25 protein-coding genes are annotated in these 22,821 nt (G+C 72.1%); all 25 read right to left on the bottom strand.

All coding sequences use genetic code 11. The annotated features are described in order from the left end of the window. Positions 1-101: 101 nt before the first annotated feature. Positions 102-1,313, bottom strand: a complete 1,212-nt coding sequence (locus ABT008_RS24960; RefSeq protein ID WP_350698933.1) for an acyl-CoA dehydrogenase family protein — start codon at positions 1,311-1,313, stop codon at positions 102-104. Further along, on the bottom strand, positions 1,277-2,041 hold the full coding sequence (locus tag ABT008_RS24955; RefSeq protein ID WP_350698931.1) for a thioesterase family protein: 765 nt from the start codon (positions 2,039-2,041) through the stop codon (positions 1,277-1,279). Before ABT008_RS24955 ends, ABT008_RS24960 begins: the two co-directional genes overlap by 37 nt. A 3-nt stretch (positions 2,042-2,044) precedes the next feature. After that, positions 2,045-2,653, bottom strand: coding sequence for a cupin domain-containing protein (locus ABT008_RS24950; RefSeq protein WP_350698930.1), 609 nt, complete (start codon positions 2,651-2,653; stop codon positions 2,045-2,047). Next, positions 2,650-3,510, bottom strand: coding sequence for an HpcH/HpaI aldolase/citrate lyase family protein (locus ABT008_RS24945; protein ID WP_350698928.1), 861 nt, complete (start codon positions 3,508-3,510; stop codon positions 2,650-2,652). The genes ABT008_RS24950 and ABT008_RS24945 overlap by 4 nt, the downstream gene beginning before the upstream one ends. After that, the gene (locus tag ABT008_RS24940) at positions 3,510-4,667 is read right to left on the bottom strand and encodes an acyl-CoA dehydrogenase family protein (RefSeq protein ID WP_350698926.1); all 1,158 of its coding nucleotides are present in this window, start codon (positions 4,665-4,667) and stop codon (positions 3,510-3,512) included. The genes ABT008_RS24945 and ABT008_RS24940 overlap by 1 nt, the downstream gene beginning before the upstream one ends. A gap of 37 nt (positions 4,668-4,704) precedes the next feature. Continuing rightward, complete coding sequence (locus tag ABT008_RS24935; RefSeq protein WP_350698924.1) at positions 4,705-5,121, bottom strand: Zn-ribbon domain-containing OB-fold protein; 417 nt, start codon at positions 5,119-5,121, stop codon at positions 4,705-4,707. Then, a complete protein-coding gene (locus tag ABT008_RS24930; protein ID WP_350698922.1) occupies positions 5,121-6,278 on the bottom strand; it encodes an acetyl-CoA acetyltransferase in 1,158 nt (385 codons plus the stop codon). The genes ABT008_RS24935 and ABT008_RS24930 overlap by 1 nt, the downstream gene beginning before the upstream one ends. After that, positions 6,275-6,730, bottom strand: coding sequence for a MaoC/PaaZ C-terminal domain-containing protein (locus ABT008_RS24925; protein WP_350698920.1), 456 nt, complete (start codon positions 6,728-6,730; stop codon positions 6,275-6,277). The genes ABT008_RS24930 and ABT008_RS24925 overlap by 4 nt, the downstream gene beginning before the upstream one ends. After that, positions 6,727-7,230 (bottom strand): FAS1-like dehydratase domain-containing protein, encoded by a 504-nt coding sequence (locus ABT008_RS24920; RefSeq protein ID WP_350698918.1) that lies wholly within the window; start codon positions 7,228-7,230, stop codon positions 6,727-6,729. The genes ABT008_RS24925 and ABT008_RS24920 overlap by 4 nt, the downstream gene beginning before the upstream one ends. Beyond that, positions 7,227-8,501 (bottom strand): Rid family hydrolase, encoded by a 1,275-nt coding sequence (locus ABT008_RS24915; RefSeq protein ID WP_350698916.1) that lies wholly within the window; start codon positions 8,499-8,501, stop codon positions 7,227-7,229. Before ABT008_RS24915 ends, ABT008_RS24920 begins: the two co-directional genes overlap by 4 nt. Before the next feature lie 14 nt (positions 8,502-8,515). Continuing rightward, complete coding sequence (locus ABT008_RS24910; RefSeq protein ID WP_350698914.1) at positions 8,516-9,874, bottom strand: MmgE/PrpD family protein; 1,359 nt, start codon at positions 9,872-9,874, stop codon at positions 8,516-8,518. Continuing rightward, positions 9,871-11,151 (bottom strand): CaiB/BaiF CoA transferase family protein, encoded by a 1,281-nt coding sequence (locus ABT008_RS24905; protein WP_350698912.1) that lies wholly within the window; start codon positions 11,149-11,151, stop codon positions 9,871-9,873. Before ABT008_RS24905 ends, ABT008_RS24910 begins: the two co-directional genes overlap by 4 nt. Further along, a complete protein-coding gene (locus ABT008_RS24900; protein ID WP_350698910.1) occupies positions 11,148-12,188 on the bottom strand; it encodes an LLM class flavin-dependent oxidoreductase in 1,041 nt (346 codons plus the stop codon). Before ABT008_RS24900 ends, ABT008_RS24905 begins: the two co-directional genes overlap by 4 nt. Further along, positions 12,185-12,718, bottom strand: a complete 534-nt coding sequence (locus ABT008_RS24895; RefSeq protein ID WP_350698908.1) for a MaoC family dehydratase — start codon at positions 12,716-12,718, stop codon at positions 12,185-12,187. The genes ABT008_RS24900 and ABT008_RS24895 overlap by 4 nt, the downstream gene beginning before the upstream one ends. Positions 12,719-12,890: 172 nt before the next feature. Then, the gene (locus tag ABT008_RS24890) at positions 12,891-13,655 is read right to left on the bottom strand and encodes a FadR/GntR family transcriptional regulator (protein WP_350698906.1); all 765 of its coding nucleotides are present in this window, start codon (positions 13,653-13,655) and stop codon (positions 12,891-12,893) included. A 130-nt stretch (positions 13,656-13,785) separates the two neighbouring features. Beyond that, positions 13,786-14,718, bottom strand: a complete 933-nt coding sequence (locus ABT008_RS24885; protein ID WP_350698905.1) for a TIGR03564 family F420-dependent LLM class oxidoreductase — start codon at positions 14,716-14,718, stop codon at positions 13,786-13,788. After that, entirely contained in the window at positions 14,718-15,509 is a 792-nt protein-coding gene (locus ABT008_RS24880; RefSeq protein WP_350698903.1) for an enoyl-CoA hydratase/isomerase family protein, read from the bottom strand. Before ABT008_RS24880 ends, ABT008_RS24885 begins: the two co-directional genes overlap by 1 nt. After that, positions 15,506-16,018: a MaoC/PaaZ C-terminal domain-containing protein gene (locus ABT008_RS24875; protein WP_350698901.1), complete on the bottom strand. Its 513-nt coding sequence runs from the start codon at positions 16,016-16,018 to the stop codon at positions 15,506-15,508. The genes ABT008_RS24880 and ABT008_RS24875 overlap by 4 nt, the downstream gene beginning before the upstream one ends. Then, positions 16,015-16,839, bottom strand: coding sequence for an ABC transporter ATP-binding protein (locus ABT008_RS24870; protein WP_350698899.1), 825 nt, complete (start codon positions 16,837-16,839; stop codon positions 16,015-16,017). Before ABT008_RS24870 ends, ABT008_RS24875 begins: the two co-directional genes overlap by 4 nt. Then, the gene (locus tag ABT008_RS24865) at positions 16,836-17,696 is read right to left on the bottom strand and encodes an ABC transporter permease (RefSeq protein ID WP_350698897.1); all 861 of its coding nucleotides are present in this window, start codon (positions 17,694-17,696) and stop codon (positions 16,836-16,838) included. Before ABT008_RS24865 ends, ABT008_RS24870 begins: the two co-directional genes overlap by 4 nt. A 29-nt stretch (positions 17,697-17,725) precedes the next feature. Beyond that, positions 17,726-18,748, bottom strand: a complete 1,023-nt coding sequence (locus ABT008_RS24860; protein ID WP_350698895.1) for an ABC transporter substrate-binding protein — start codon at positions 18,746-18,748, stop codon at positions 17,726-17,728. Positions 18,749-18,997: 249 nt separating this feature from the next. Further along, complete coding sequence (locus tag ABT008_RS24855) at positions 18,998-20,542, bottom strand: class I adenylate-forming enzyme family protein (protein ID WP_350698893.1); 1,545 nt, start codon at positions 20,540-20,542, stop codon at positions 18,998-19,000. Continuing rightward, entirely contained in the window at positions 20,539-20,967 is a 429-nt protein-coding gene (locus ABT008_RS24850; protein WP_350698891.1) for a MaoC family dehydratase, read from the bottom strand. Before ABT008_RS24850 ends, ABT008_RS24855 begins: the two co-directional genes overlap by 4 nt. Continuing rightward, complete coding sequence (locus ABT008_RS24845; RefSeq protein WP_350698889.1) at positions 20,948-21,754, bottom strand: enoyl-CoA hydratase/isomerase family protein; 807 nt, start codon at positions 21,752-21,754, stop codon at positions 20,948-20,950. The genes ABT008_RS24850 and ABT008_RS24845 overlap by 20 nt, the downstream gene beginning before the upstream one ends. Next, the gene (locus ABT008_RS24840; protein WP_350698887.1) at positions 21,751-22,632 is read right to left on the bottom strand and encodes a cupin domain-containing protein; all 882 of its coding nucleotides are present in this window, start codon (positions 22,630-22,632) and stop codon (positions 21,751-21,753) included. The genes ABT008_RS24845 and ABT008_RS24840 overlap by 4 nt, the downstream gene beginning before the upstream one ends. Positions 22,633-22,821 lie beyond the last annotated feature (189 nt).

Below are 22,821 nucleotides of genomic sequence, written 5' to 3'. Positions count from 1 at the left end.
GACATCCGGCCGATGCCTCCCCACAGGAGACGGCAGGGCCGGGACGAGATAACAGTTTCCGCGAACATCGTCGCCGCGGCCATGACCGGTACGTCGCGGACTCAGATGAGGCGGGCGACCTCGTCGCGCATGACCTCGGTGGCGCCACCACCGATGGCGAGGAACCGGGCGTCCCGGCTGATCCGCTCCACCGGGCCCTCCCGGACGAACCCGGCCCCACCGTGGAACTGCACCGCCGCGTAGGCGATCTCGTTGGCCAGCTCCGGCAACTGCGCCTTGAGCAGCGCCGCGTACACCCGGCCGTCGGCGCCCCGGTCGAGCTGCGCGGCGGCGTGGTAGAGCAGCGTCTTGCCGGCGGCGAGCCGCCCCACCAGGTCCGCGACCCGGTGCCGGACCGCCTGCTTGTCCCAGAGCACCCCGCCGTACGCGGGCCGGCTCCGCGCCCAGCCGACGGTGGCGTCCAACGCCGCCTCGGCCAACCCGACCGCCTGTGCCGCCAGGCAGAGCCGCTCGTGGTCGAGGCCACGCATCAACAACGCGAACCCCGCCCCCTCCGGGCCGATCCGGTGCGCCGCCGGAATCCGGCAGTCGGTGAGGACGAGTTCGCCGGTGTCGGCGCAGTGCCAGCCGGACTTGTCGAAGGTGCGGCCGTTGGCCAGGCCGGGTGCGTTCCGCTCGACGGCGAACAACGACAGCCCGTGCCGTCCCGCGTCGCCGGTGCGGGCCACCACGAAGAAGAGGCCGGCGATGTTGGCGTTGGTGATGAAGGTCTTGGTGCCGTCCAGGACGTACGTGTCGCCGTCGCGGCGGGCCCGCAGGGCGAGCCGGGTGAGGTCGGAACTCGCCTCGGGTTCGGTCACCGCCAGCGCGGCGACGGTCCGCCCGGCGAGGATCGCCGGCAGCCACCGGTCCACCTGCGTGGCGCTGCCGGCCCGGGCCAGGTGCAGCGCGGAGAAGTCGGTGTGGGTGCCGACCGAGCTGGCCACCCCGCCGAAGGTCGAGCGGGCCAGTTCCTCGTGGAACACCACCGCGCCCCGGACGCCCGCCTCCCCGCCACCGAGGCGGGTCGGGAAGGACAGGCCGAGCAGCCCGAGGTCACCGAGGCGGGTGAACGCCCCGGGTGGCACCCGCCGCTGCCGCTCCCACTCGGGTGCGGCGGGTACCACGTCCCGGGCCACCACCAGCCGGATCAGGTCGCGCAGGGACCGGTGCTCCTCGGCGAGGAACGTCCGGTCCAGGTCGAGGGCGGCGAGGACGCCGTTGGCGGCCACCCCGGTCATCCGTCCCCGGGCGTACGGGTGGGGTCGTGCCACTGGATCGCCCGGCCCTGGCGCAGTTGCGCGACCGGGTTGCCGGCCCGGTCGTGCAGCGTCGACTCGTCCACACAGAAGTCCTCCGTCGACCAGACCGTCCGGTTGACCACGTGGTGCCAACCTCCCGCGACATCGCCGACGTCGGGTGCGAAGTGGATGGTGAAGTCCACCGACGGCACGAAGTGCGGCGGCGGGGCGAGGGTGAACAGGCCCGGCGGTAGCGCGTCGAGATAGATGGAGGCGACGGCGTGCGGTCCGAGTGCCTCGCCCAACTCGGCCTCGGGTGCGATCCGTACCCAGGCGGAGGTGCCGTCGGCCAGGCTCGCCGGGCTGCCGGTGCGCACGTCGAGCTGGGCGCTGTAGGCCAGCAGCCGGTGCCGGGGCTCGTACGCGGGCAGCGTCTCCGGGTCACCCCAGGCTGCCGGGTCCGCCCGGCGACGCCAGCGGAACCGCTGACCGACCGGCACCAGGGAGGCCATGGCGTGCACCCGGGCGCGGTCCTGCTGGCTGAGCGTGATCCGCAGGCTGGCGGTGGCCCGTCCCCGGTGCAGCGTCTCGGTGGTCACCTGCACCGGTCCGGGGCGTACCCCCGCCACGAAGTGCAGGGTGACGGCCTGCGGGGCGAAGCCGTCGACGCTGTCGGCGGCGTCCACGATCCGGCCGAGCACGAACCCGCCGAAGATGCCCTGCATCCCGAGCCATCGTTGGGCGAAGACCGGCGAGCTCATGCGCTACTTCTCCAGCCGGACGAAGTCCTGCGGTCCCGGTGCCGAGCCGGTGCCGAGCCGCCGCCAGCCGGACAGGTCGGCGGTCAGCACGTCGCCGGTGGCATCGGGCGACACCGACGCGCCACGCCGCCAGAGCGCGCCGGGCAGGTCCGGCAACGGCGTGTCCGGTCCGAGGTGGACGGTCTCGGCCAGCGGCAGGGCGGGGGCCGGTAGCCGGTCGGCGGGGTGGAACTCCGCCGGCCCGCCGAACCAGGCGAGCACGGTGGCGCCGCCGGGGGCGCTCATCCGGGTCCGTACCGCGCCCGCCGGGACGAAGGTCAGGTCACCCCGCCGGTAGGTGACGTCGCCGAGCAGCAGCTCGCCGTCGAGCACCACGAACTCCTCGTCGACCAGATAGCCGCCGGCCACGTCGCGGGCGAACCCGGCCGGGAAGTGGCCGTGCACCACGAAGGCACCCGACCGGGAGGCGAGTCGGGTGAGGTGGAAGCCGAGGTTCGCGCCGGGCATCGGCACCTCCCGCCACGGATGGCGGGCGGCGGTCAGGTCGACCTGCTCGGGCCGGGGCGCCCGGCCACGACCGACGGCGGGCCCGTCCGGGCCGGTGCCGCTCACTCGACACCCGCCTGCTCGGCCAGGGCCAGCGTACGGTGGGCCGAGCGCAGCACGGCCGCGTCGACGAGTCGACCCGAGGTGTCGAGGACCACTCCACTGCCGGCGGCGGTGGTCTGGTCGAGCAGGGCGATGACGGCGCGGGCCGCCTTCACCTCCGCCACCGTCGGGGTGAACACCTCGTGCACCACCGGTAGCTGGCGGGGGTGGATGCAGGCGCGACCGGCGAAGCCCTGTCGGCGCAGCCGACGCGTCGAGTCCGCCAGCGCCACCGGATCGGCGGTGATCGTGGACACCGGCCCGACCGGCGGATGCAGGCCGGCGGCGGCGCTGGCCACCACCACCTGGCTGCGGATCGGGGCCAGTTCGGCGTCGTCGGCACCGGGAGAGAGACCGAGTTCGCCAGCGAGGTCCACCTCGCCGATCTGGAGCTGGTAGACCCGCGCCTGCCGGGCGACGGCGGGTACGTCGAGCAGCGCGGCGGCGGTCTCCACCATCGGCATCAGCAGGGTGTCGTGGTCACCGGCGGCGGCGAGCAGCTCGGCGGCGGCGGCCACGTCGGTCGAGGTGTCCACCTTGGCCAGCACCACTCCGGTCAGGGCCGGTGCTCCGGCCAGCGCCCGCAGGTCCGCCTCGGCGAGGGGGCCGGAGTTGACCCGTACCCAGATCGGCAGGTGGGTCGGGCGGCCGGCGAGCCAGGCCACCACGGCGTCGCGGGCGGCGGCCTTGCCGGCCAGCGGCACCGCGTCCTCCAGGTCGACGATGAGCGCGTCGGCGCCCCGTTCCGGCGCCTTGGCCAGCTTGTCGGCGGCGTTGCCGGGCACGTACAGGTAGGAGCGGGGCGGGAAGGGCGCGCCCATCAGATCGTCACCTCGCCCCGCACCAGGGCCTTGGCGACGACGGTACGCAGGATGTCGTTGGTCCCCTCGCCGATGCTCATCAGGATCGCGTCGCGGTAGAGCCGCTCGACCTCGAACTCGGTGGAGTAGCCGTACCCGCCGTGGATCTTCATGGCCTCGATCGCGGCCTCCAGGGCCACCTCCGAGCAGAAGATCTTCGCCATGCCGGTCTGCGCGTCGGCGCGTCCCCGACGGACCGCGTCGGCCGACCAGTACGCCATCAGCCGGGCCGCCTGCACCTGGGTGGCGATGGTGGCGAGCTTGATCTGGACGGCCTGGAAGTCGGCGATGTGCGTGCCGAACGCCTTGCGCTGACCGGCGTAGCCGAGCGCCTCCTCGTGGGCGCGCTGGGCGATGCCGACCGAGCGGGCGGCGATGTTGACCCGGCCCCACTCCAGGGCGGAGAGCGCCTGCTTGAGTCCGGTGCCCTCGACGCCGCCGAGCAGCCGGTCGGCGGGCACCCGTACGTCGTCGAGCAGCACCTCGCAGGACTCGGTGCCCTTGTAGCCGAGCTTCGGGATGTCCCGGGTGACGGTGAAACCGGGCAGGTCCGCGTCGACCAGCAGGATGCTCATGCCCCGGTGCGCGGGTACGGCCGTCGGGTCGGTCTTCACCAGCACCGGCAGCGGGTCGGCGTACCGGGCGTTGGTGATCCACATCTTGGTGCCGTTGACCACGTAGTGGTCGCCGTCGCGGCGGGCGGTGGTGCGGATGCCCTGGAGGTCGGTGCCGGCGTCCGGCTCGGTCAGCCCGATGCCGGTGCGGCGCTCACCGGTGGCCAGCCCCGGCAGGTACGTCTGCTTCTGCTCCTCGGTGCCGTGCATGGCGATCATGCGGCAGGCCAGCGAGTGGCTGCCGAGGATGCCGGCGATGCCCATCCAGCCGCGCGAGATCTCCTCGAAGACCAGGGCGAACGACACCGGGTCGAGGTCGAGGCCGCCGTACGACTCGGGGACGGTGACGCCGAACAGCCCCATGTCCGCCATCCCCCGCACGATCTCCGTCGGGTAGCGGCCGGTCTGTTCCCACTCCCGCGCCACCGGGATGATCTCCCGGTTCACGAAGGACCGCAGCAGCTGCTGGAACTCGCGTTGCTCCTCGGTGAGGGTGAAGTCCATCGGTGCCTCCTGGGGGTGAACGTCAGCGGGGTGAACGTCAGCGGGGTGCGCGGCGGAAGATCGGCAGGGCGCGGCCGTCGGGCAGGTCGACCCAGTCGACCCGGACCCGGTCACCGATCCGCCAGTCGTCGAGGTCGTCGGGGTCGTCGGTGACGAGCCGGGTGAGCAGCAGCGGGCCCTCGGCGAGCCGGACCCGGGCCACGGTGTACGGAGCGGCCAGGTCCCGCCGGGGCGGGCGGTGCACATGCGTGTACGTGTCGACCTGCCCGTCACCACCGGCCTCGGTGAACCCCAGACCGGCGGTCGCGCCGCAGCGGGTGCAGACCGCGCGGGGCGGAAGCTGGCGGTGCCCGCAGCCGGTGCACTCCTGCACCACCAGCCGGTGGTCACGGGTCGCCTGCCACCAGCCCTCGGTGAGGTCGTCGGCGGGCGGCACCTCGGGTGGCGGGTTCATCAGCGCACCCCCAGTACGACGGTGGCGTGGGTGGACAGGATCGCGCCGGTGCCGTGCGCCACCGCGATCCGGGCACCCGGCACCTGCCGGGCACCGGCCTCGCCGCGCACCTGGCGTACCGCCTCGACCAGCAGCAGCACCCCGAACTGGCCGGGGTGGCAGTAGGACAGGCCGCCGCCGGAGGTGTCCAGCGGCAGGGCGCCGCCCGGCCGGATGCGGCCGTCGGCGATGAAGTCGAGCACCTCGCCCTCGCCGCAGAAGCCGAGCGCCTCGACGCTCAGCGCGGCGGTGATGGTGAACGAGTCGTACACCTGCACCACGTCCACGTCGGCCGGGGTGATCCCGGCGCGCGCGTACGCCTCGGCGGCGGCCTCCCGCGCTCCGGTGTCGAGGATGTCGTCGGCGCCGGTCATCGACGCGGTGGACGAGCGCTCCCCGTAGCCGAGCACCGCCACCGGGGTGTGCCGCAGGTCGCGGGCCCGGTCGGCACTGGTCAGCACGATCGCACCGCCGCCGTCGGTGACCAGACAGCAGTCCGCGACGGTCAACGGGGTGGAGACCATCGGCGCGGCGCGGACCTCGCCGACGGTCAGCGGGGGCGCGTCGTGGCGGTACGCGGCCGGATTGAGCCGGGCCCACTCGCGGGCGGCGACCGCGATCTCGGCGAGTTGGTCCGGGGTGCCGCCGTACCGGTGCAGGTACGCCTGCGCCGCCATCGCGTAGTACGAGATCGGGTACAGCGGCGCGTACGGCGTCTCGAACTGGGCTTCCGGGGTGTGCTGCTCGACCACCCCGGCGAGGCTGCGGGAGCGCGCCGAGCGCTGGTTGGACGCGAAGCTGACCACCACGACGTCGGCCTGGCCGGCGCCGATCGCCTGCACCGCGCGAGCGACCATCATCTCCGCGGCACTGCCGCCGACGAAGCTGGCGTCGACCCAGCGGGGCCGCACTCCGAGGTGTTCGGCCAGCGAGGTGGTGGAGAAGCGGGAGATGCCGGTGGTGGCGAGCCCGTCGACGTCCGCGAGCGTCAGCCCGGCGTCGGCGAGGGCCCGGGTGATCGCCTGGGTCTGCAACGTCAGTGTGCTGGCGGTGGTAACGCCCAGGTCGGACTCGGCGACGCCGACGACGGCCACCGTGGCGCGGTCGCGCCCGGTCACGTCGCACCGTCCGGTGGCCCGGCGTGCGCGCCCGGCCCGTCGGCGGTGCCGAGCAGCACGGTCGCCCGCGCCGGTCGGGCCGCCGGGCGCTCGGGGCCGTAGTCGCTGGCGAGGATGGTGGCGGCCAGCTCGACCTCGATCCGGTCGTCCGCGACCCCGACCACGGTGCCGGTGCACCGCACCGTCTCCCCGGCGAACATCAGGTTGCGGAAGGTGAAGGAGAGCTGGTGCACGAAGCAGGCCGGGCCGAAGGTGTCCTGGATCAGCTCCACGAAGAGGGCACCGAAGACCTGCCCGTCGACCACCGGGCCGGGCACCTGGGCGGCGGCCACGAACTCCGGGTCGTAGTGCAGGCGGTACCAGTCCCAGGTGGCACCGGCGTAGGCCACCATGTCGACCAGGTCGATGGTGCGGCACAGCTCCGGCAGGGTGTCGCCGACCCGGGGGCTCATCCGGCCTCACCGTCCATCGCGACCAGGATGATCGTCTCCTCGTTCACGGCGAGCAGGTCGCCGTCCTGGTCGGTGTAGGTGGCCCGGGAACCCACGATCAACATGTCCTTGCCGTCGCGGGTGCGCTTCTCGGTCAGGTCGTGGATCTCCCACGTCGCGGTGATCACGTCCGTCGGCCGGACCCGCCGGTGGAAGGTGTACGCGTTGCCGCCGCGTACCTGCCGGGTGCCCGGCACGTGCAGGTGCCAGGAGTGACCGGCGTAGCCGTCCCGGTCCATCGGCAGCCCGGTGTACTGGCCGGTCTCGCAGATCAGCGTCGGCGGCGCGGTCACCCCGGGCAGCCCGTGCGCGCGGGCGAACTCGCCGTCGCGGTAGATCGGGTTGTCGTCGCCGACCGCCTGGGCGAAGTAGCGGCAGGCGGCGGCGCCGAGGGGCTCCGGCGCGGTGTAGACCCGGCGGCTGCCCAGCAGCGCCCGCACCTCGTCGGTCAGCAGGCTCATCGGCTCCCCCCGGCGGGCTCGGTGGATTCGGTGGGCTCGGTGGATGCGGCAGACTCGGTGGGTTCGGCGGGCTCGGGGTAGACGGCGGTCGGGAAGACCTCCAGCAGGAACTCCGGGCGCAGCAGCGCGGCGCAGATCGCCCCGGTCGACGCCGGCCAGGGCGGGCCGAGCAGCCGTTCGCGTACCCCGGCGACGGCCCGGTAGTCGCCGATCGCCGACGCCACGCAGTACTCGGTGGTCTCCACCAGGTCCTGCGGGCCCAGCCCGGCGTAATCCAGCAGGTGCCGGATCGCGCCGTAGGTCACCTCGGCCTGCGCGCCGATGTCGTCGGGGTGCAGCGCCTGCTGGGTCTGCATGTCCAGGGCGGCGAAGCCGGACATGTACAGCGTCCGGCCGGCGCGCACCCCGGGCGCGTAGGTCAGCGAGTCGTAGCGCGACCAGCCCGGGTTGACCAGTTCGAGCGGGTGCCGCGACGCGGTGACGTCGATGGCCACCAGCACGTCGGGGTGGTGCAGCCGGCTCATCAGGATGCCGCCGGCCCCCGGGTAGACACCGGCGCCGCCGAGGCGTTCGCGGCGGACCCGGTGGGTCTTGCGATAGACGTCGCGGGTCGCCGGGGTGGAGTAGTCGTAGGTGGTGACGGCGGCGTCCAGGGAGAGCCCGACGGCGGTCAGCAGGTCCTGTGCCCGGTCCAGGCAGTACGCGTACTGGCTGACGAAGTCGCCGGGGTACACCACTTCACCGGAGGCGTCCAGCGGCAGCATGGTCGGCAGGTAGACCGCGCCGTCGTGGCCGTCGCGCACCGGCGAGGGCACCCAGGTCCCGGCGGCACGGGGTTCGCTGGCCGCGAGCGTCTGCCCGCCACCGGCCACCGCGTGCAGCTCCACCTCGATCAGCGCGGCCCGGCGTACCAACCGCTCCACCACCACGGTGCGGACCACCGGCTGGTGGTCACCGAAGACCTCGGCGCGCACGGCCGCGGCGACGGCGTACTCGTCGAGGCCGGCGACGGTGATGTTCTCGGTGACGCGGGTGACGTCGGCGGGACCGTGCCCGGCGGCCTCCAGGATGGCCAGCACCTTCCGGTACGCGGTGCGGGCCTGGCTGGCCATGTCACCGCCGACGGTCATCCGGCCCAGCGCGGGGTCGAGCGCGGCGGCGGTGTGGCCCGAGGTCCAGGCCGCGTCGCCGTCGGCCAGGCCGAGGCAGAAGGTGAACCCGTCGTACGGGAACCAGGGGAAGTGGGCGGGGCGGATCGCGGACAGCGGCACGTGGGTCTCCCGGGTCAGTCACCGGCGGCGGCCAGAGCCGCCACGATCGGGTCGAGGCTGTCGAGGTCGTCGAGGCGGCGTACCAGGTCGACGACGGGGGTACCGGCGTCACCGGCGTTGCCGAGGAACTTGGCGGTCAACTCGTCGTCGCTCAGCGGGGCGTCGGGTCCACCACCGCTGCGCGGCACCGTGCCGCGTACGGTCGCGCCGTCGGTGAGGGTGAGCACGACGGTGCCGGGGGCGTCGGCGGCGTGCCCACCGGTGTCGGCGATCCGCCAGCGCACCCGATCGGCGAGGGCCGCCACGTCGGCGCGGGCGATCGACTCGGGTCGGTAGCTGGCGGTGGTCAGATCGCCGTCGAGCAGCATCGCGGCGACGCTCCACGGCAGCGAGAACTTCGCCGCGTACGGGGTGGCCGGGCGGGCCAGGTCCCGGCCGGGCCCGCAGACGGTGGGTGCCGAGTCGGGGTGCACGTCGACGTCGACGCGGGCGACGGCGGCCGGGTCGGCGGGGAAGCCGGGTTGCCGGCGGGCGTCCCGGGCGGCGTCGATCGCGGCGTGGGCGAGTTGGCAGGCCGGGTACGGCTTGATGCCGATCCGGGTGGTCTCCCACCGGGTGCCCAGCCCGTCCACGATCGACACGGGTGCGACCGGACCGGTGGCCAGGGCGTCGAAGACGCCGTGCGGGCCGTCGAGGACGTTCGCCGGGCCGGAGGCACCGGCGGCGGCGAGCCGGGCGGCGAGCACCCCGGCGTGCGAGGCGAAGCCGGGGTGCAGTTGCTTGGTCGACGCGCCGGTGTGCAGGAAGGCGAGCAGGCCACCGGCCTGGCTGCCGGCGATGCCGAGGGCGTCGGTGGCCCGGGCCGCGTCGAGCCCGAGCAGCCGCGCGGTGACCAGCGCGGACGAGAAGACCCCGGCGACCATGGTGGCGTGCAGACCACGGGCGTGGAAGCCGTGCGGGGCGGCGGCGGCCACCCGGCACACCGTCTCGTAGCCGACCACGGCGGCGGTGAGCACCTGTCGTCCGGTCGCGCCCACCTGCTCGCCGACGGCGAACGCGGCGGGCAGCACCACGGCGGTGGCGTGCACCAGACCGGCGGCGTGCGTGTCGTCGAAGTCCAGCGCGTGCACCAGGGCGCCGCTGGCCAGCGCGGCGGCCGGGGCCCCGATCCGGGCACGGCCGCCGAGCGGGGTGGCCTCCGCCGGGCCGCCGAGGTCGCGGGCGACCACCAGCACCGGATCGACCACCCCGGCGCGCCGACCCGCCAGGGCGGCGCCCAGGCCGTCGAGCAGGTGCCGCAGCGCGGCGTGCCGCACCGGCTCCGGCAGCTCGACGGTGCCGGTCGCCCAGTCGGCCAGGTCGGACGCGATCATCGGCTGGCCGCCTCCGTGCCGGGATCGGCGGTACGCGGGCGGTCCGCTCCACCGTCGCCGGTCACGCCGCCGTCGACCGCCGAGCCGAACGCGCCCGCCTCGGCGAGGACGGCGACCGCCTGCGGGTCGAGGCCGAGCAGCTCACCGGTGACCGTGGCGAAATCCTCGTTGCGCAGCGGTGCCCGCCGGTACGCAGGCGGTTCGTCACCGACCCGGACCGGGCTGGCGAGCTGCTGCACGGTGCCGAAGCGGGGATGGTCGGTGGTGACGATCAGGTCGCGGGCCGCCGTGTGCTCCTCGGTCAGCGCGGCGCCCACGTCGTTGATCGGCCCGCACGGGATCGCGGCGGCATACAGCTCGGGCAGCCACTCGTCGACGGTCCGTTGCCGGAAGATGTCCGCCAGCGCGGCGAGCAACTCCTCGCGGTTCTCCCGCCGGGCACCGAAGTTCGCGTACGGCGACCCGTCGGCGGCCCACTCCGGGTGGCCGACGAGCGTGGCCAGCCGGGCCCAGAACTTCTCCTTGGCGCAGCCGACCACCATCCAGCCGTCCTTGGCCTGGAACACCTGGAACGGCACCAGGGACGGGTGGGCCGAGTGGTGGGTGCGTACCGGCTCGAACCCGGCGTTGAGGTGCCAGGTCGCCGGATAGGTGAGCAGCGAGATCGCGGTGTCGTAGAGGCTCACGTCGCAGTCCATGCCGACGCCGTCACGGCGGGCCGCGTGCACCCCGGCGAGCAGCGAGATGGCCGCGACGAACCCGCCGGAGAAGTCGACGAGCGACAGCCCGGACTTGGTCGGCGGGCCGTCGGGTTCGCCGGTCAGCTCCATCCAGCCGGCCAGCCCCTGGAGGATGTAGTCGTAACCGGGCTCGGCGTGGCGCGGCCCGGTCATCCCGAAGCCGGTCAGCGAGACGCAGACGATCCGCGGGTTGAGGTGCTTGAGGTCGTCGTAGCGGATGCGCATCTTCGCCGGCACGTCGCCGCGCAGGTTGGAGTAGACCACGTCGGAGACGGCGACCAGCTTCTCGAACACCTCCCGACCGGCGTCGGTGCTCAGGTCCAGCGAGAGACTGCGCTTGTTGCGGTTGAACGTCTCGAAGAAGAGCGAGTCCTCGTCCTGCGCGTACGGCGGGACGTACCGGCCCACGTCGCCACCGGCGCGCGGGTCCTCGATCTTGATGACCTCGGCACCGAGGTCGGCGAGGTGCACGGTGCCGAACGGTCCGGCGCCGTACTGCTCGATCGCGATGATGCGGATGTCGGCCAGGGGTCTCATGTGGCGGCTCCGGTCAACTCGGCGATCAGGGCGATGATCTCGTCCTGGGCGGCTCGGGTGTCGGCGGCCGGCAGGCCGTGGGTGGGCGGGCTCAGCTTGACCGAGTCGGCGATCCCGTCGTACGCGGCGATCCGGGCGGCGACGTCGGCGCGGGTACCGGTCAGGGTGAGCGCGTCGACCATCCGGTCACTGACGGCGTCGGCCAGGTAGTCGGCACCGGCTCCGGCCCGGAACGCGTCGACGACCTGCTGCTGGTCCTCGGCGAGGTCGTGGAAGGCGAAGAAGTCGGCGTAGGTGCGGACGGTGGCGTAGAAGCCGACCAGGCCGGCGGCGCGGCGGCGGGCCACCTGCCGGTCGTCGGCGATCGAGCAGCACGCCGAGACGACGACGTCGAGGTCGGCACGGGTCCGACCGTCGGCGCGGTCGATGCCGACGGTCAGGTCGGGCAGGATCTGCTCGGCGAGGTAGCGGGGCGAGCAGAGTTCGTGGCTGATCCACCCGTCGCCGATCTCACCGGCCAGGCGGGTCATCAACGGCCCCATCGCGGCCAGGTAGACCGGGATCGCCTCGGCCGGCACCGCGAAGGGCCGCTCGTAGCCCCGGATCCGCATCGGCTCGTACTCGCCGTCGAGCAGCATCGGCTCGCCGCTGGTGCAGTGGCGCCAGAAGTGCCGGATGTTGCGGACGGTCTCCCGCATGTGCGGCACGGGTTTACCGAACGCCACGTGGTGCCAGTCCTCGTTGAGCCGCTTGACGCCGGAGCCGAGGCCCAGCACGAACCGCCCACCGGAGAGTTCGTCCAGGTCCAGCGCCTCCAGAGCGGTGATCATGGGACTGCGGGTGAAGGCGAGCACGATGGACGTACCGATCCGGGCGGTCTCGGTGGCGGCGGCCAGCGCCGCGGCCGTGCCGGTGGCGCTGCGATGCAGCTCGGAGACCCAGAGCACCTCGGCGCCGGCCCGCTCGGCCCGCCGCCCGGCGTCGGCCACCTCGGCGAGCGTCTCGCCCCACGGCTGGTACGTCAGGCGCAGTGTCATGCGTCCGCCCCGTCCGGAAGGGACAGTGGCGTGGCGGCGACCGGGAAGATCCCCTCGACCTGCTCGGCGCCTCGCTTGTAGACGTAGAAGGTGCGCTTGAAGGCGCACACCTGCTTGCCGTCCTGGTTGAGCGTACGGGTGCGGACCGTGACGATGCCGGCGTGCGGCCGAGAGCCCGACTCGCGCTTCTCCAGCACCAGGGACTCGCTGTAGAGCGTGTCACCGGCGAACACCGGGTGCGGCAGGCTGATGTCGTCCCAACCGAGGTTGGCGAAGGCGTTCTGGGTGAGGTCGGTGACGCTCTGCCCGACCGCGATGGCCAGCGTCAGGGTCGAGACGACGAGCGGTCTACCGAACTCGGACCGGGCCGCGTACTCCGCGTTGAAGTGCATCTGACTGGTGTTCATCGTCAGCAGGGTGAACCAGGTGTTGTCGGTTTCGGTGACGGTGCGCCCGAGCGGGTGCTGGTAGACGTCACCGACCTGGAAGTCCTCGAAGAAACGTCCGGTCCATCCTTGGCGCACCGTCATCGGTCGATCCTTTCGACAGCCCTGAACTGCAGCTAGTCTATTTGTCTGACATTTTGCGTGTCAAGGCTCCCTAAGCGATCTGGACTGCCAATACGGGCACACAGAAAGGCGCCCTGCCGCCGTTCGGCAAGGCGCCTTGATGAAAACTCAGAACTTTAGGGTGACATTCCTTTCACCGCTGCTCGTAGGCCCGCCGCACGGTGCCCAGATGGGCCCGCATCGCCTCACGCGCGCCGGCCTCGTCGCGGGCCTGCACGTACCCGCAGATCTCGGTGTGTTCGGCGTCGATCTGGCTCCAGTACTCCGCCGGCATGTCCCGATCCGCGGTCCGCGCCTGCAACACCCGGAACACCGGCTCGACCATCACCCCGAGCAGTTGGTTGCCGGTCGCCTCGACCAGCACCCCGTGGAACGTCACGTGCTCCCGGAACTTGCGGCCCCGGGCGCGGGTCAGCTTCTCCCGCTCCACCGCCTGGCGCATCAACGTCAGGTGCTCGTCGGCGTGGCGCAGCGCGGCCAGTCCGGCGGCCGGCACCTCCAGGCTCTCCCGCGCCTCCAGCAGATTGTCCAGCGTGATGTCGCGCGCCCCGGACATCAGCCCGAGACTCATCTCCAGGTACTCGCTGACCTGGTCGAACTGGACCCGCGCCACGAACGTCCCGCCGGTGGTGCCCCGGGTGGTGCGGATCAGGTCCTTGGAGGCCAGCACCCGCAGCGCCTCCCGGATCGTGCTCCGGCTGACCCCGAAGATCTCGGACAGCTCGATCTCGGTGGGCAGCCGGTCACCCGCCGTCAACGAGCCGTCCAGGATCCGCTCCCGGAGCTGGTCGGCGACCTGTTGGTAGGCCGGGCGTACCCGGGTGACCCCGAGCACCTCGGGACCCTTGCGGTCAGCCGGTATCACCTGCTCGGGCCGGGCAGTCTGGGTCCCCGTCACGTCCTTGGCCATGGTCACTCCGGCTCCGCATCCCCTCGGCCCCGCACCCTCGCGTGCGGCTTCGTCGCGAACAACCACGGTAGGCCATCCGATGCTCGGCGCAGCGTCACCCATGGCCGACTCCGGCACCTCAAAAGTCCGCGCCGGTGGCGCCCGCCGACATCGACGCCGTGGCCAGCTCGCCGACCAGGGCACGGGTCGCCGCCCGCTCCTGCGGCGTGCCGTAGAGCTGTGCCGCGAACGTCGTCGCACCGGCCGCCTCGTAGCGTCCGATCTCCGCCCGTACCTCGGCGGCGTCGCCGACGATCGCCATCTGGTTGGCCCGCGCGAAACCCTCCCGGTCGAGCATCGCGCGGTACGACGGCTTGTCGTCGTACCAGCCGAGCACCGGGTCGATGGCGGCCCGGGCACGACGGGGGTCGTCGGTCACGCACACCGCCGCGGTCACCACCACCTCGGGCGCCGGCCGACCCGCCCCGTCCGCCGCCGCGGTGATCGCCGGCACGGTCAGCTCCGCCAGCGTACGCGGACCGACCATCCAGGTCACCGTGCCCGAGGCCAGTTCGCCGGTGAGTTCCAGCATCTTCGGACCGAGCGCGGAGACCATCACCGTCGGCACCGGCGGGTCACCGGCGATGGTCAGGTCACCCCGGGCGGTGACCACCTCGCCGGAGAACCGGACCCGCTGGGTCAACGCCCCGTTGAGCGCCGTCAGGTACTCCCGCATGTACCGGGCCGGACGGGCGTACGACATGCCCCAGCAGGGCTCGACCACCTGCGGGTGCGACGGGCCGACGCCGAGCACCAGCCGCCCGCCGATCAGCATGTTGGTGGTGAGCGCCTGCTGGGCCAGCGCCATCGCGTGGCGCGGGTACACCGGCACCACGGCGGTGCCGATCCGCAGCCGCGACAGACCGCGCCCGACCGCCCCGATCACGGTCAGCGCATCGTGCCCGAAACCCTGGGTCAACCAGACGCTGGCGATCCCGTCGGCCTCCGCGCCGTGCAGGAGCTGCTCGATCTCGTCGATCTGCTCGATGTGGCTGAAGATGCCGTACTCCATCAGTGTCCTTCCCCGCCGCCGTGCCGGAACTCCCGCATCGCCTCGCCCCGGTGCTGCGCCGAGGCGTCCGACCGGGCCAGCATCGCCAGCCCGAACGCCTCGGCGGCGCCCCGCTGCGCCTGCACCGCCGTCCAGACCGTCTCCACGGTGGTGGTCAACACGTCGAGCGGGTGCCGGGCGATCTCGGCGGCGATCGCCAACGCCCGGTCGGTCAGCTCCGACGCCGGGGTGACCTCGGTGACCAGACCGAGTTCGAGTGCCCGGCGGGCGTCGATCCGGTAGCTCCGCCCGGTGAGCACCATCCGCATCACCTCGCCGAGCGGCAGTCGGCTCAACGCGCCGACCGCCTCGACCGGGTTCGCCAGGCCGACGTCGTGATGGGTGTCGAAGAACGTGGCGTGCTCGGCGCAGAGCACCACGTCCGCGTCGTTGACGAAGTGCCAGCCGCCGGCACAGCAGTGCCCGTTCACCGCGGCCACCACCGGCTTGAACACCCCCAGGTCTCGGGCGGTCAACGCGACCCGCCCGGCATAGTCCAGCGACGGGCTGGTGACCCCGGCGTCGAGGGTGTCGTCGACGTCGAAGCCGGTGCAGAAGCCGCGCTCGCCGGCACCGGTGACCACGGCCGCGTGCAGCCCGTCGTCGGCGCCGAACGCCTGCCAGGTGCGGCGCAGCTCGTCGACCATCCTCCGGTCGTACGCGTTGAGCCGGTGCGGCCGGTCCAGGGTGACCAGCAGCACCCGGTCGTGGCGGGCCAGACCGAGCGTGGTGGTCCGGGGCAGTCCGCTCATGCCGGCTCGCCCGCCTCGGCCGCCGGCAGCGGGCTCAGCAGGTACGAGCGGGTCATCCGCAGCACCGTCTCGTCACGCTGGTTGCGCACGTCGTCGTGGACCGCGCCGACGTACATCCGGCCACCCCGGGTCGGTTCGAAGCGGGACACCTCGATCCGTACCCGCAGGGTGTCCCCGGCGTACACCGGGCCGAGATAGCGGATCTCGTCGATGCCGAGCGCGGCGTGGCAGTCCACCCCGGCCGCGTTCCAGGCGGCGTACATGGTGGTGGAGGTGAGCCCGGCGGCGATCGCGATCAGGCACGGACCGCCGAGGATCGGGCGGCCGAAGCCGGTGCCGCGCATGTACTCGGCGTCGGTGTGCAGTGGCCCGTTCTCCCACGAGGCGTTGACGATCGCGGCGAAGTCGCCGTCGGTCAGGGTCCGGGCCGGGGTCAGCAGCACCGCACCGGCGGCGAACGCCGTGGGCAGCCGGGGGGTCAGCGGCGGGCCGGCCACCGGGGCGCTCATCGGGCCGCCTGCGGTCCGGCCAGCCGGGTGTGCTCCTCGCCGACCACCAGGCCGCCGTCGTCGGTGCTGACCATCGACGAGATGATCTCGTGGGTCAGCTCGCGGCTGACCTCGAACAGCCGGGGGTCGTCGTAGCTGCGTGGCAGCGGCACCTCCACCTCGACCACCCGGCGGATCGTCGACGGGCGGTTGGACATCAGCACCACCCGGTCGGAGAGCACGGCGGCCTCGAACACGTTGTGCGTGACGAAGACGAACGCCTTGCTCTCCTCCTGGCTGCGCAGCTCCAGCAGGAGCTGGCGCAGGCTGCGGGCGGTGAACTCGTCCAGCCCGCTGAACGGCTCGTCCATCAGCATCACCGGCGCGTCCAGCACGAACGCCCGGGCCAGCGCGGTGCGCTGCTGCATACCGCCGGAGATCTGGTGCGGGTAGTGGTTCTCGAAACCCGCCAGCCCCACCCGGCGCAGCACCGGCAGCACCCGGTCGGCCCACTGGGACCGGTCCACCCCGGTGGCCTTGAGGGCGAACTCGACGTTCTGCCGCACCGTCTTCCAGGGCAGCAGCCTCGGCTCCTGGAACACATAGCTGAAGTGCACCCCGGGTGCCCGGCTGCGGATCTCGGCGGTGCCGGTGAAGTCCGTGTCCAGCCCGCTGAGCATGTTCAGCACGGTGGACTTGCCGCACCCGGAGGGACCGACCAGCGCGACGAACTCCCCGTCGGCGATGGTGAGGTCCATCCCGTCGATGACCGTGGTGAAGCCGTGCCGGGTGTGGAACCCCTTCACCAGGTCCTTGATCACGATCCGGTCGTCGGTGCTCATCGGGCTCCCTCCGGACGCCAACGGAACAGCTTCGCCTCGATCGGCTTGAACACGGCGAGTTCGAGCACCACCATCAGGATCGAGAAGAACAGCGTGAGTGCGAAGACCTGCTCCATGCGGAAGAGCTGGAACCAGTAGTTCAGCCGGTAGCCGATGCCGTCGGTACGCCCGAGCAGTTCGGCGATCACCACGACCTTCCAGACGATGCCGAAACCGAAGCGGGCCGACGCCATCACCGCCGGCAGCACCTGCGGCAGGGTCACCTCCCGGGTCCGCAGGCCACGCGAGGCGTTGAGGGTACGGGCCATCTGCCCGAGCCGGGGATCGATCGCCTTCACCCCGGTCCACATGTTGATCGCGATGATCGGGAACGAGGTCAGCGTGATCGCCACGACGGTGGCGGTGTCGTTGAGCCCGAACATGATGAACGCGACGATCACCCAGCAGAGGCTGGGAATGGTCTGACCGACCGCGATCCAGATGTCCAGCAGGCCCTCGGCGATCCGGGACAGCCCCATCACCAGGCCGACGAGCACACCGAGCACCATCGACGCGGCGAACCCGATGAGGATCCGGACCATGGTGACCTGGAGGTCGGTCCAGAAGGTCTGCTGCTGCATGCTGTCGGCCAGCGCCGAGGCGGTCGTGCCCGGGGTGGGCAGGATGCGCTCACCGACGACGAGTGAGCCCAGCCACCAGATGACGAGCAGGATGAACACGGAGGCCACCCGCAGCACGATTCCGTTGCGGAGGAGACTGCGGGGGCCGCCGGGCCCGCCGCCGTGTCCCGGCGGCGCGCCACGGTCCGCCGTGCCGGCCGTCACGGCCGCCGGCTTGGTGGTTTCGGACAGGGTCATCGGTGCCTCTCCTCGTGCCGGGCTGGTGGTCAGGCGAAGAGCCCGTCGGGCACCTTGGGCAGGAACTCGGGCTCACCGTTCTCGCTGAGGAAGGTGAGCAACTGCGCCGCCTGCTGCTTCTCGGTGTCACCCCACTGCTCGACCAACCGGCCGCGCTGGCTGTTCCAGATCACGTCGAGCACCGCCTGGTCGTCGATGTTGTACAGCTCGCGCAGCGCGGCGTCCCACAGCGACTGGTCGTTGTTGAACCGGGTCTGGTAGCGCAGGTTGACGTCGACGAACGCCTGCACCGCCTCCTGGTTCTTCTCGATGAACTCGCTGGCGAAGTCCCAGCCGGCGGTGAACGCCTTGAGCCCGGTCGCCTCCTCCAGCAGGACGCCGAGGTCGCCGAGGGAGCGGTACTTCCCGCCGGCCAGCTCGGGCGCGCCGGCCGGGTCGATTACCAGGGCCATGTCCACGTCGCCCTGCCCGAGCAGTTCGGCCATCAGGTTCGGTGCGCCGTACTGGACCTGACAGTCGGTGGTCGGGTTGAAGCCGTGGTACTCGCGGCAGAGCGCGAAGAACTGGTTGGTGGACGAGCCGATGGCGCTGCCGAAGAGGCCGAGCTTGCGGCCCTTGAGATCGGCGATCGACTGGATGCCGCTGTCCGCGCGGACCAGGATCCCGTTGGTGGTGCGCTGGAGCGCGAAGACCACCTTGCGGTCCACGCCGGTGGCGACCAGGTTGGCGGTGGAGGGGATACCGCCGAGGCCGCCGTCGACCTGGCCGGCGCGGTAGGCGGTGTAGACGGCGGCCGACTCCGCGTACTCCTCGTACCTGATGTCGAGGCCGGCTTCCTCGAACGCGCCCTCCTTGAGGGCGAGCTTGAACGCCGCGAGGGCGGAGGCGGGGATGCCGGCGAGTCGGATGGTGGTCCGTCCGCCGTTCGCGCTGGAGTCGGCGTCGTCGCTGCCGCAGGCGGTCAGCAGGGCACTGCCGACGAGGGCGCCCCCGAAACCGGTGAGCAGGCGACGGCGGGAGAGGGCGGCACCGGGGCTATTGAGGTGGGACACGATGGCCTCCTGATGGCGAAGTCCGTACGGCCCGGCGCGGGAGCCCGATGGCCGCATCTACACCTGATTACGGCGACCATAACGGTCTCCAGGCAGGCAGTCTATAAAAAGTCAGAGTTTTACAGTACTGACATCTTCATCGATCATCTCGACGCTTCTGGACAGTACTTGTCGGCCCAGTGAGCCATCTGGGCAGGAGACGCGTACCCGGAGTTCGTGGACCGGTACGCGGAACGTCAGACTTTTGGCCTAACGGGTTTGGCTCTGCTCCGGCGGACCGGCGTACTCGTCCCGGATGGTGCGCTTGAGGATCTTGCCGCTCGGATTGCGCGGCAACCGGTCCACCAGATGCCACTCCCGGGGGACCTTGTACTTGGCGACGTGCTCCCGCACGTACCCGTCCAGCACGGTCACGTCCACCTGTCGGCCCGGGCGGCTGACCACGAACGCGGCGACACGCTCGCCGTACACCTCGTCCGGCACCCCGATCACCGCGACGTCGTCGACCGGCTCGTGCCGGGCGATGACCTCTTCGATCTCGCGCGGAAAGATGTTCACCCCGCCCGCGATGATCATGTCCTTCTTACGGTCCACGATGGAGATGAAGCCCTCCTCGTCGCGGACCGCCACGTCACCCACCGAGAAGAACCCGTCGGCGTCGTAACCGGCCCGGGTCGCCTCCTCGTCGTCGAGGTACCCGGTGAGCAGCAGCGGCGAGCGCGCGTACAGCTCACCCGGCTCGCCCGGGCCCACCTCGGCGCCGTCCTCGCCGACCAGGCGCACCTCGTTCCAGAACCACGGATGACCGACGCTCCCGGCCCGGGCCAGGGCGAACTCCGGCCGCAGGTTGGTCACGATGGAGCACTCGGTCGACCCGTACAACTCGTGCACGGCGACCCCCGGGAACGCCGCGATCACCCACTCCTTGAGCGCCACCGGCAGCGCGGCGGCGTTGAAGTAGAGCGTCTTGAGCGCCGACAGGTCGTAGCGGGCCGCCGGGTCCTCGCAGAACCGGCGGATGTGCTGGGCGTGCGTCGGCACCAGGAAGACCGTCTCCGCCCGGCTGCTCACCATCAGGTCGAGCAGCCGCTCCGGGTCCCAGCTCGGCAGCACCGTGCACGAGCCGCCGAGCATCGGCGCCGCGTACGCGAACTCGAAGCCGGCGCCGTGGTACATCGGCGCCACCGCGATCGTGCTCTTGTTCGGGCCCAGCCCGTAGTCGAGCCCGACCCCGAAGGCGGTCAGCACCCGCCCCCGGTGGGTCAACAGCACGCCCTTGGGCCGCCCTGTGGTCCCCGAGGTGTAGGTGATGCAGAACGGGTCCATCTCGTCCACCGGCACCGCCGGATCCACCGCGCGACCGGCGGCGACGAAGGAGTCGTAGTGCTCGCCCACCCCGCCGTCGAAGCTGAGCACCAGGTGCAGGTCGTCGACGAGACCGTCGACCCGGTCGGCCAGCTCGTCCGCCACGATGATCCCCCGGACCCCGGCGTGGCCCAGGACGTACGCGTTGTCGCCGACGTTGTTGCGGGGGTTCAGCGGCACCGTCGGGATACCGGCCTTGGCCATCGCCGCCGAGATCTCGAAGTACTCGTAGCGGTTGTTCGCCAGGACCGCGATCCGCTCACCGGGGCGCAGCCCACGGTCCAGAGTGGCCGAGGCGAGGCGGCTGGACCGCTCGTCCAACGTGCCGAAGGAGATCTGGCGGTCACCGTCGACCACCGCCACCCGGTGCGGCGTGGCCCGGCCGAACTCCCGGATGCCGGCCGCCATGTTGAGCTGCACACCCCTCACCTGGTGTCCTCCCTTCCTGCCCCGTTCATCAGCATCACGGCCTCGACCTCGGCGACCGGCTCGTCGTCGGCGTCGATCCCGGTCCAGCGGAAGTCCACGACCTGCGTGCCACGGGAGGTCACCCGGCTGGCGAGGCGTTCGATCCGCACCCGTAGCGTCGTGCCGGCCTTGACCATCCGGTGGAACCGCGCCCGGCGCAGTTCCAGCAGCGCGATCGCGTCGTCGAGCAGGCCGGACTGTTCGACCAGCCCGCCGAGGAGCAGCACGACCGCCTGACCCGGCAACGGCGGACCGTCGGCGTCGCCGCCGGGCGTCCGCTGGAACAACGGGTGGGTGTACCCGCCCCGGCTGATCAGCGTGTCGACCAGGTCCGCGTCGACGACCACCTGCGGAGTCGCGGCCGGCTCAGGCGAGGTTGCGGACATCGACGTCCCCCCAGACCGGTCGGCGCTTCTCCACGAACGCGCGATAGCCCTCGGCCACCTCGTCGACCTCCTCGTGCAGCCGGGAGAACATCTCGCGCTCGTAGCGCAGGCCCTCCTCCAGGGTCATCGTGTGCACCGAGTTGAGCAGCCGCTTGGTGATCGCCAGCCCGGGCCGGGACCGCCCGCGCAGCAGCGTCAGCAGCTTGCCGACCTCGTCGTCCAACTCCGCCAGGGGCGCGCTGGCCAGCGCGACTCCCCACTGCACCAACTCCGGACCGCGCAGCCACGTCGGGGTGAGCATCAGCACCTTGGCCCGCTGGTCGCCGAGCTTGCGCGGGGCGCGCTGGCTCGACCCGGCGCCCGGCGGCATCCCGAACTCCAGGTGGATGTCGCCGACCCGGGCCTCGTCAGCGGCGATCACGAAATCGCAGGCGAGGATCAGTTCGAAGCCACCGGCCCGCGCCAGGCCGTTGACCCGCGCGATCACCGGTACGCCGAGATGCTCGATCCGGCGCAGCACCGCGTGGTACGACCGCAGGAACGGCAGGAACGTCCGCTGTGGATCGGCGAAGCAGGTCTCCAGGAAGTCGATGTCCATGCCGACGCTGAAGGCCCGTTCCCCGGCACCGGTGACCACCACTGCCCGCAGGCTGTGGTCCTGCTCGGCCTCGTCGAGTGCCGCGTCCAGCCCGGCGATCACCGCCGGGGTGAGACTGTTCATCGAGTCCGGGCCGTCCAGCACGATCGTCATCACCTGGTCGTCGGTGCTGTGCCGTACCCGCGTCATGCCCGCTCCCCCACCTTGACGAACAGCTCGACGTCGGTCGTCGCGGTCAGCGTCGGCGCCGGGGCACCGGCGGGTACGTGCAGCAGCGAGCAGGGGGTGAGCGTCGCCCCGTCCACCACGAGGTCGCCCCGGGTGGTGACCAGGAAACGTTCCCGGGGCACCGGGGTGGGTGCCCCGACGTAGCCGGCCGGCAGGCGGACCAGGGCGCTACAGGCTCCGGTGTCGACGTTGTGGCTCAGCGACTTGCCGAGCGGCACCGCCTCGCCGGTGGTGGACCGGGCCCCGCCGGAGGCGGCCGGCAGGCCGAGCACGATGGCGTCCACCCCCGACCACGGCGCGTCCAGCGGCGTCCAGGGCACGAACCGTGACTCGACCCGGCGCTGGTAGCCCCGTGGCCCGACCCCGCCGTCCGCGCCGTCGCGCGCCTGGGCGCCGGCCCGGTCGTCCGGGCAGACCACCCGGGAGACCCGACCACTGTGCTCGCTGGCGACCTCCCCCTCCATGCAGAGGATGTTCTCGAAGCCCTCGTCGCTCCAGGCCTTGTGCACCCAGCCGGGCGGACGCCAGAAGTAGTCGCCCTCGACCAGCCGCCCCTCGGCGCTCAGCTCGGCGACCCCGCCCAGGAAGTACGACTCCTCGACACTGTCGTGGTACGCCTCGCTGAGGTCGCGGTATCCGGGCGTGGCCCGTACGTGGTCGATGCGTCGGGTGCTCTCACGGTCCAGCCACAACGACCGCATCCAGTACCGGGACAGCAGGTCACGCACCTGCTCCGGGTCGCCTCCGAAGTTGTCCCGGAAGGCAGGTTCCATCGAGTCGTACACGTCCTGGCCGTTGACCCACGGCAGCGTCGTGGAGTCGACGATCGTCACTGTCACCTGCGTTCCTCCACCTCTCGCCGGGTGTGGGGTGCTCTCCAGGTTCCAAAACGCATATGTCAGGTGTTAACCGAGAAGATGACGATGGCGCGTCGCGAAGTGCCCCGTCGGTTCCGCCTCGCAACGTCCACCTGAGCAGCTCAGGTGCACACTGTGCAGGCCGAAGGCCGGGTCTGGCAAGACCTTGAC

It is taken from the genome of Micromonospora sp. NPDC002389 (assembly GCF_040296095.1).
GTDB lineage: Bacteria > Actinomycetota > Actinomycetes > Mycobacteriales > Micromonosporaceae > Micromonospora.
This window is presented reverse-complemented; position numbering and strand designations above follow the sequence as displayed.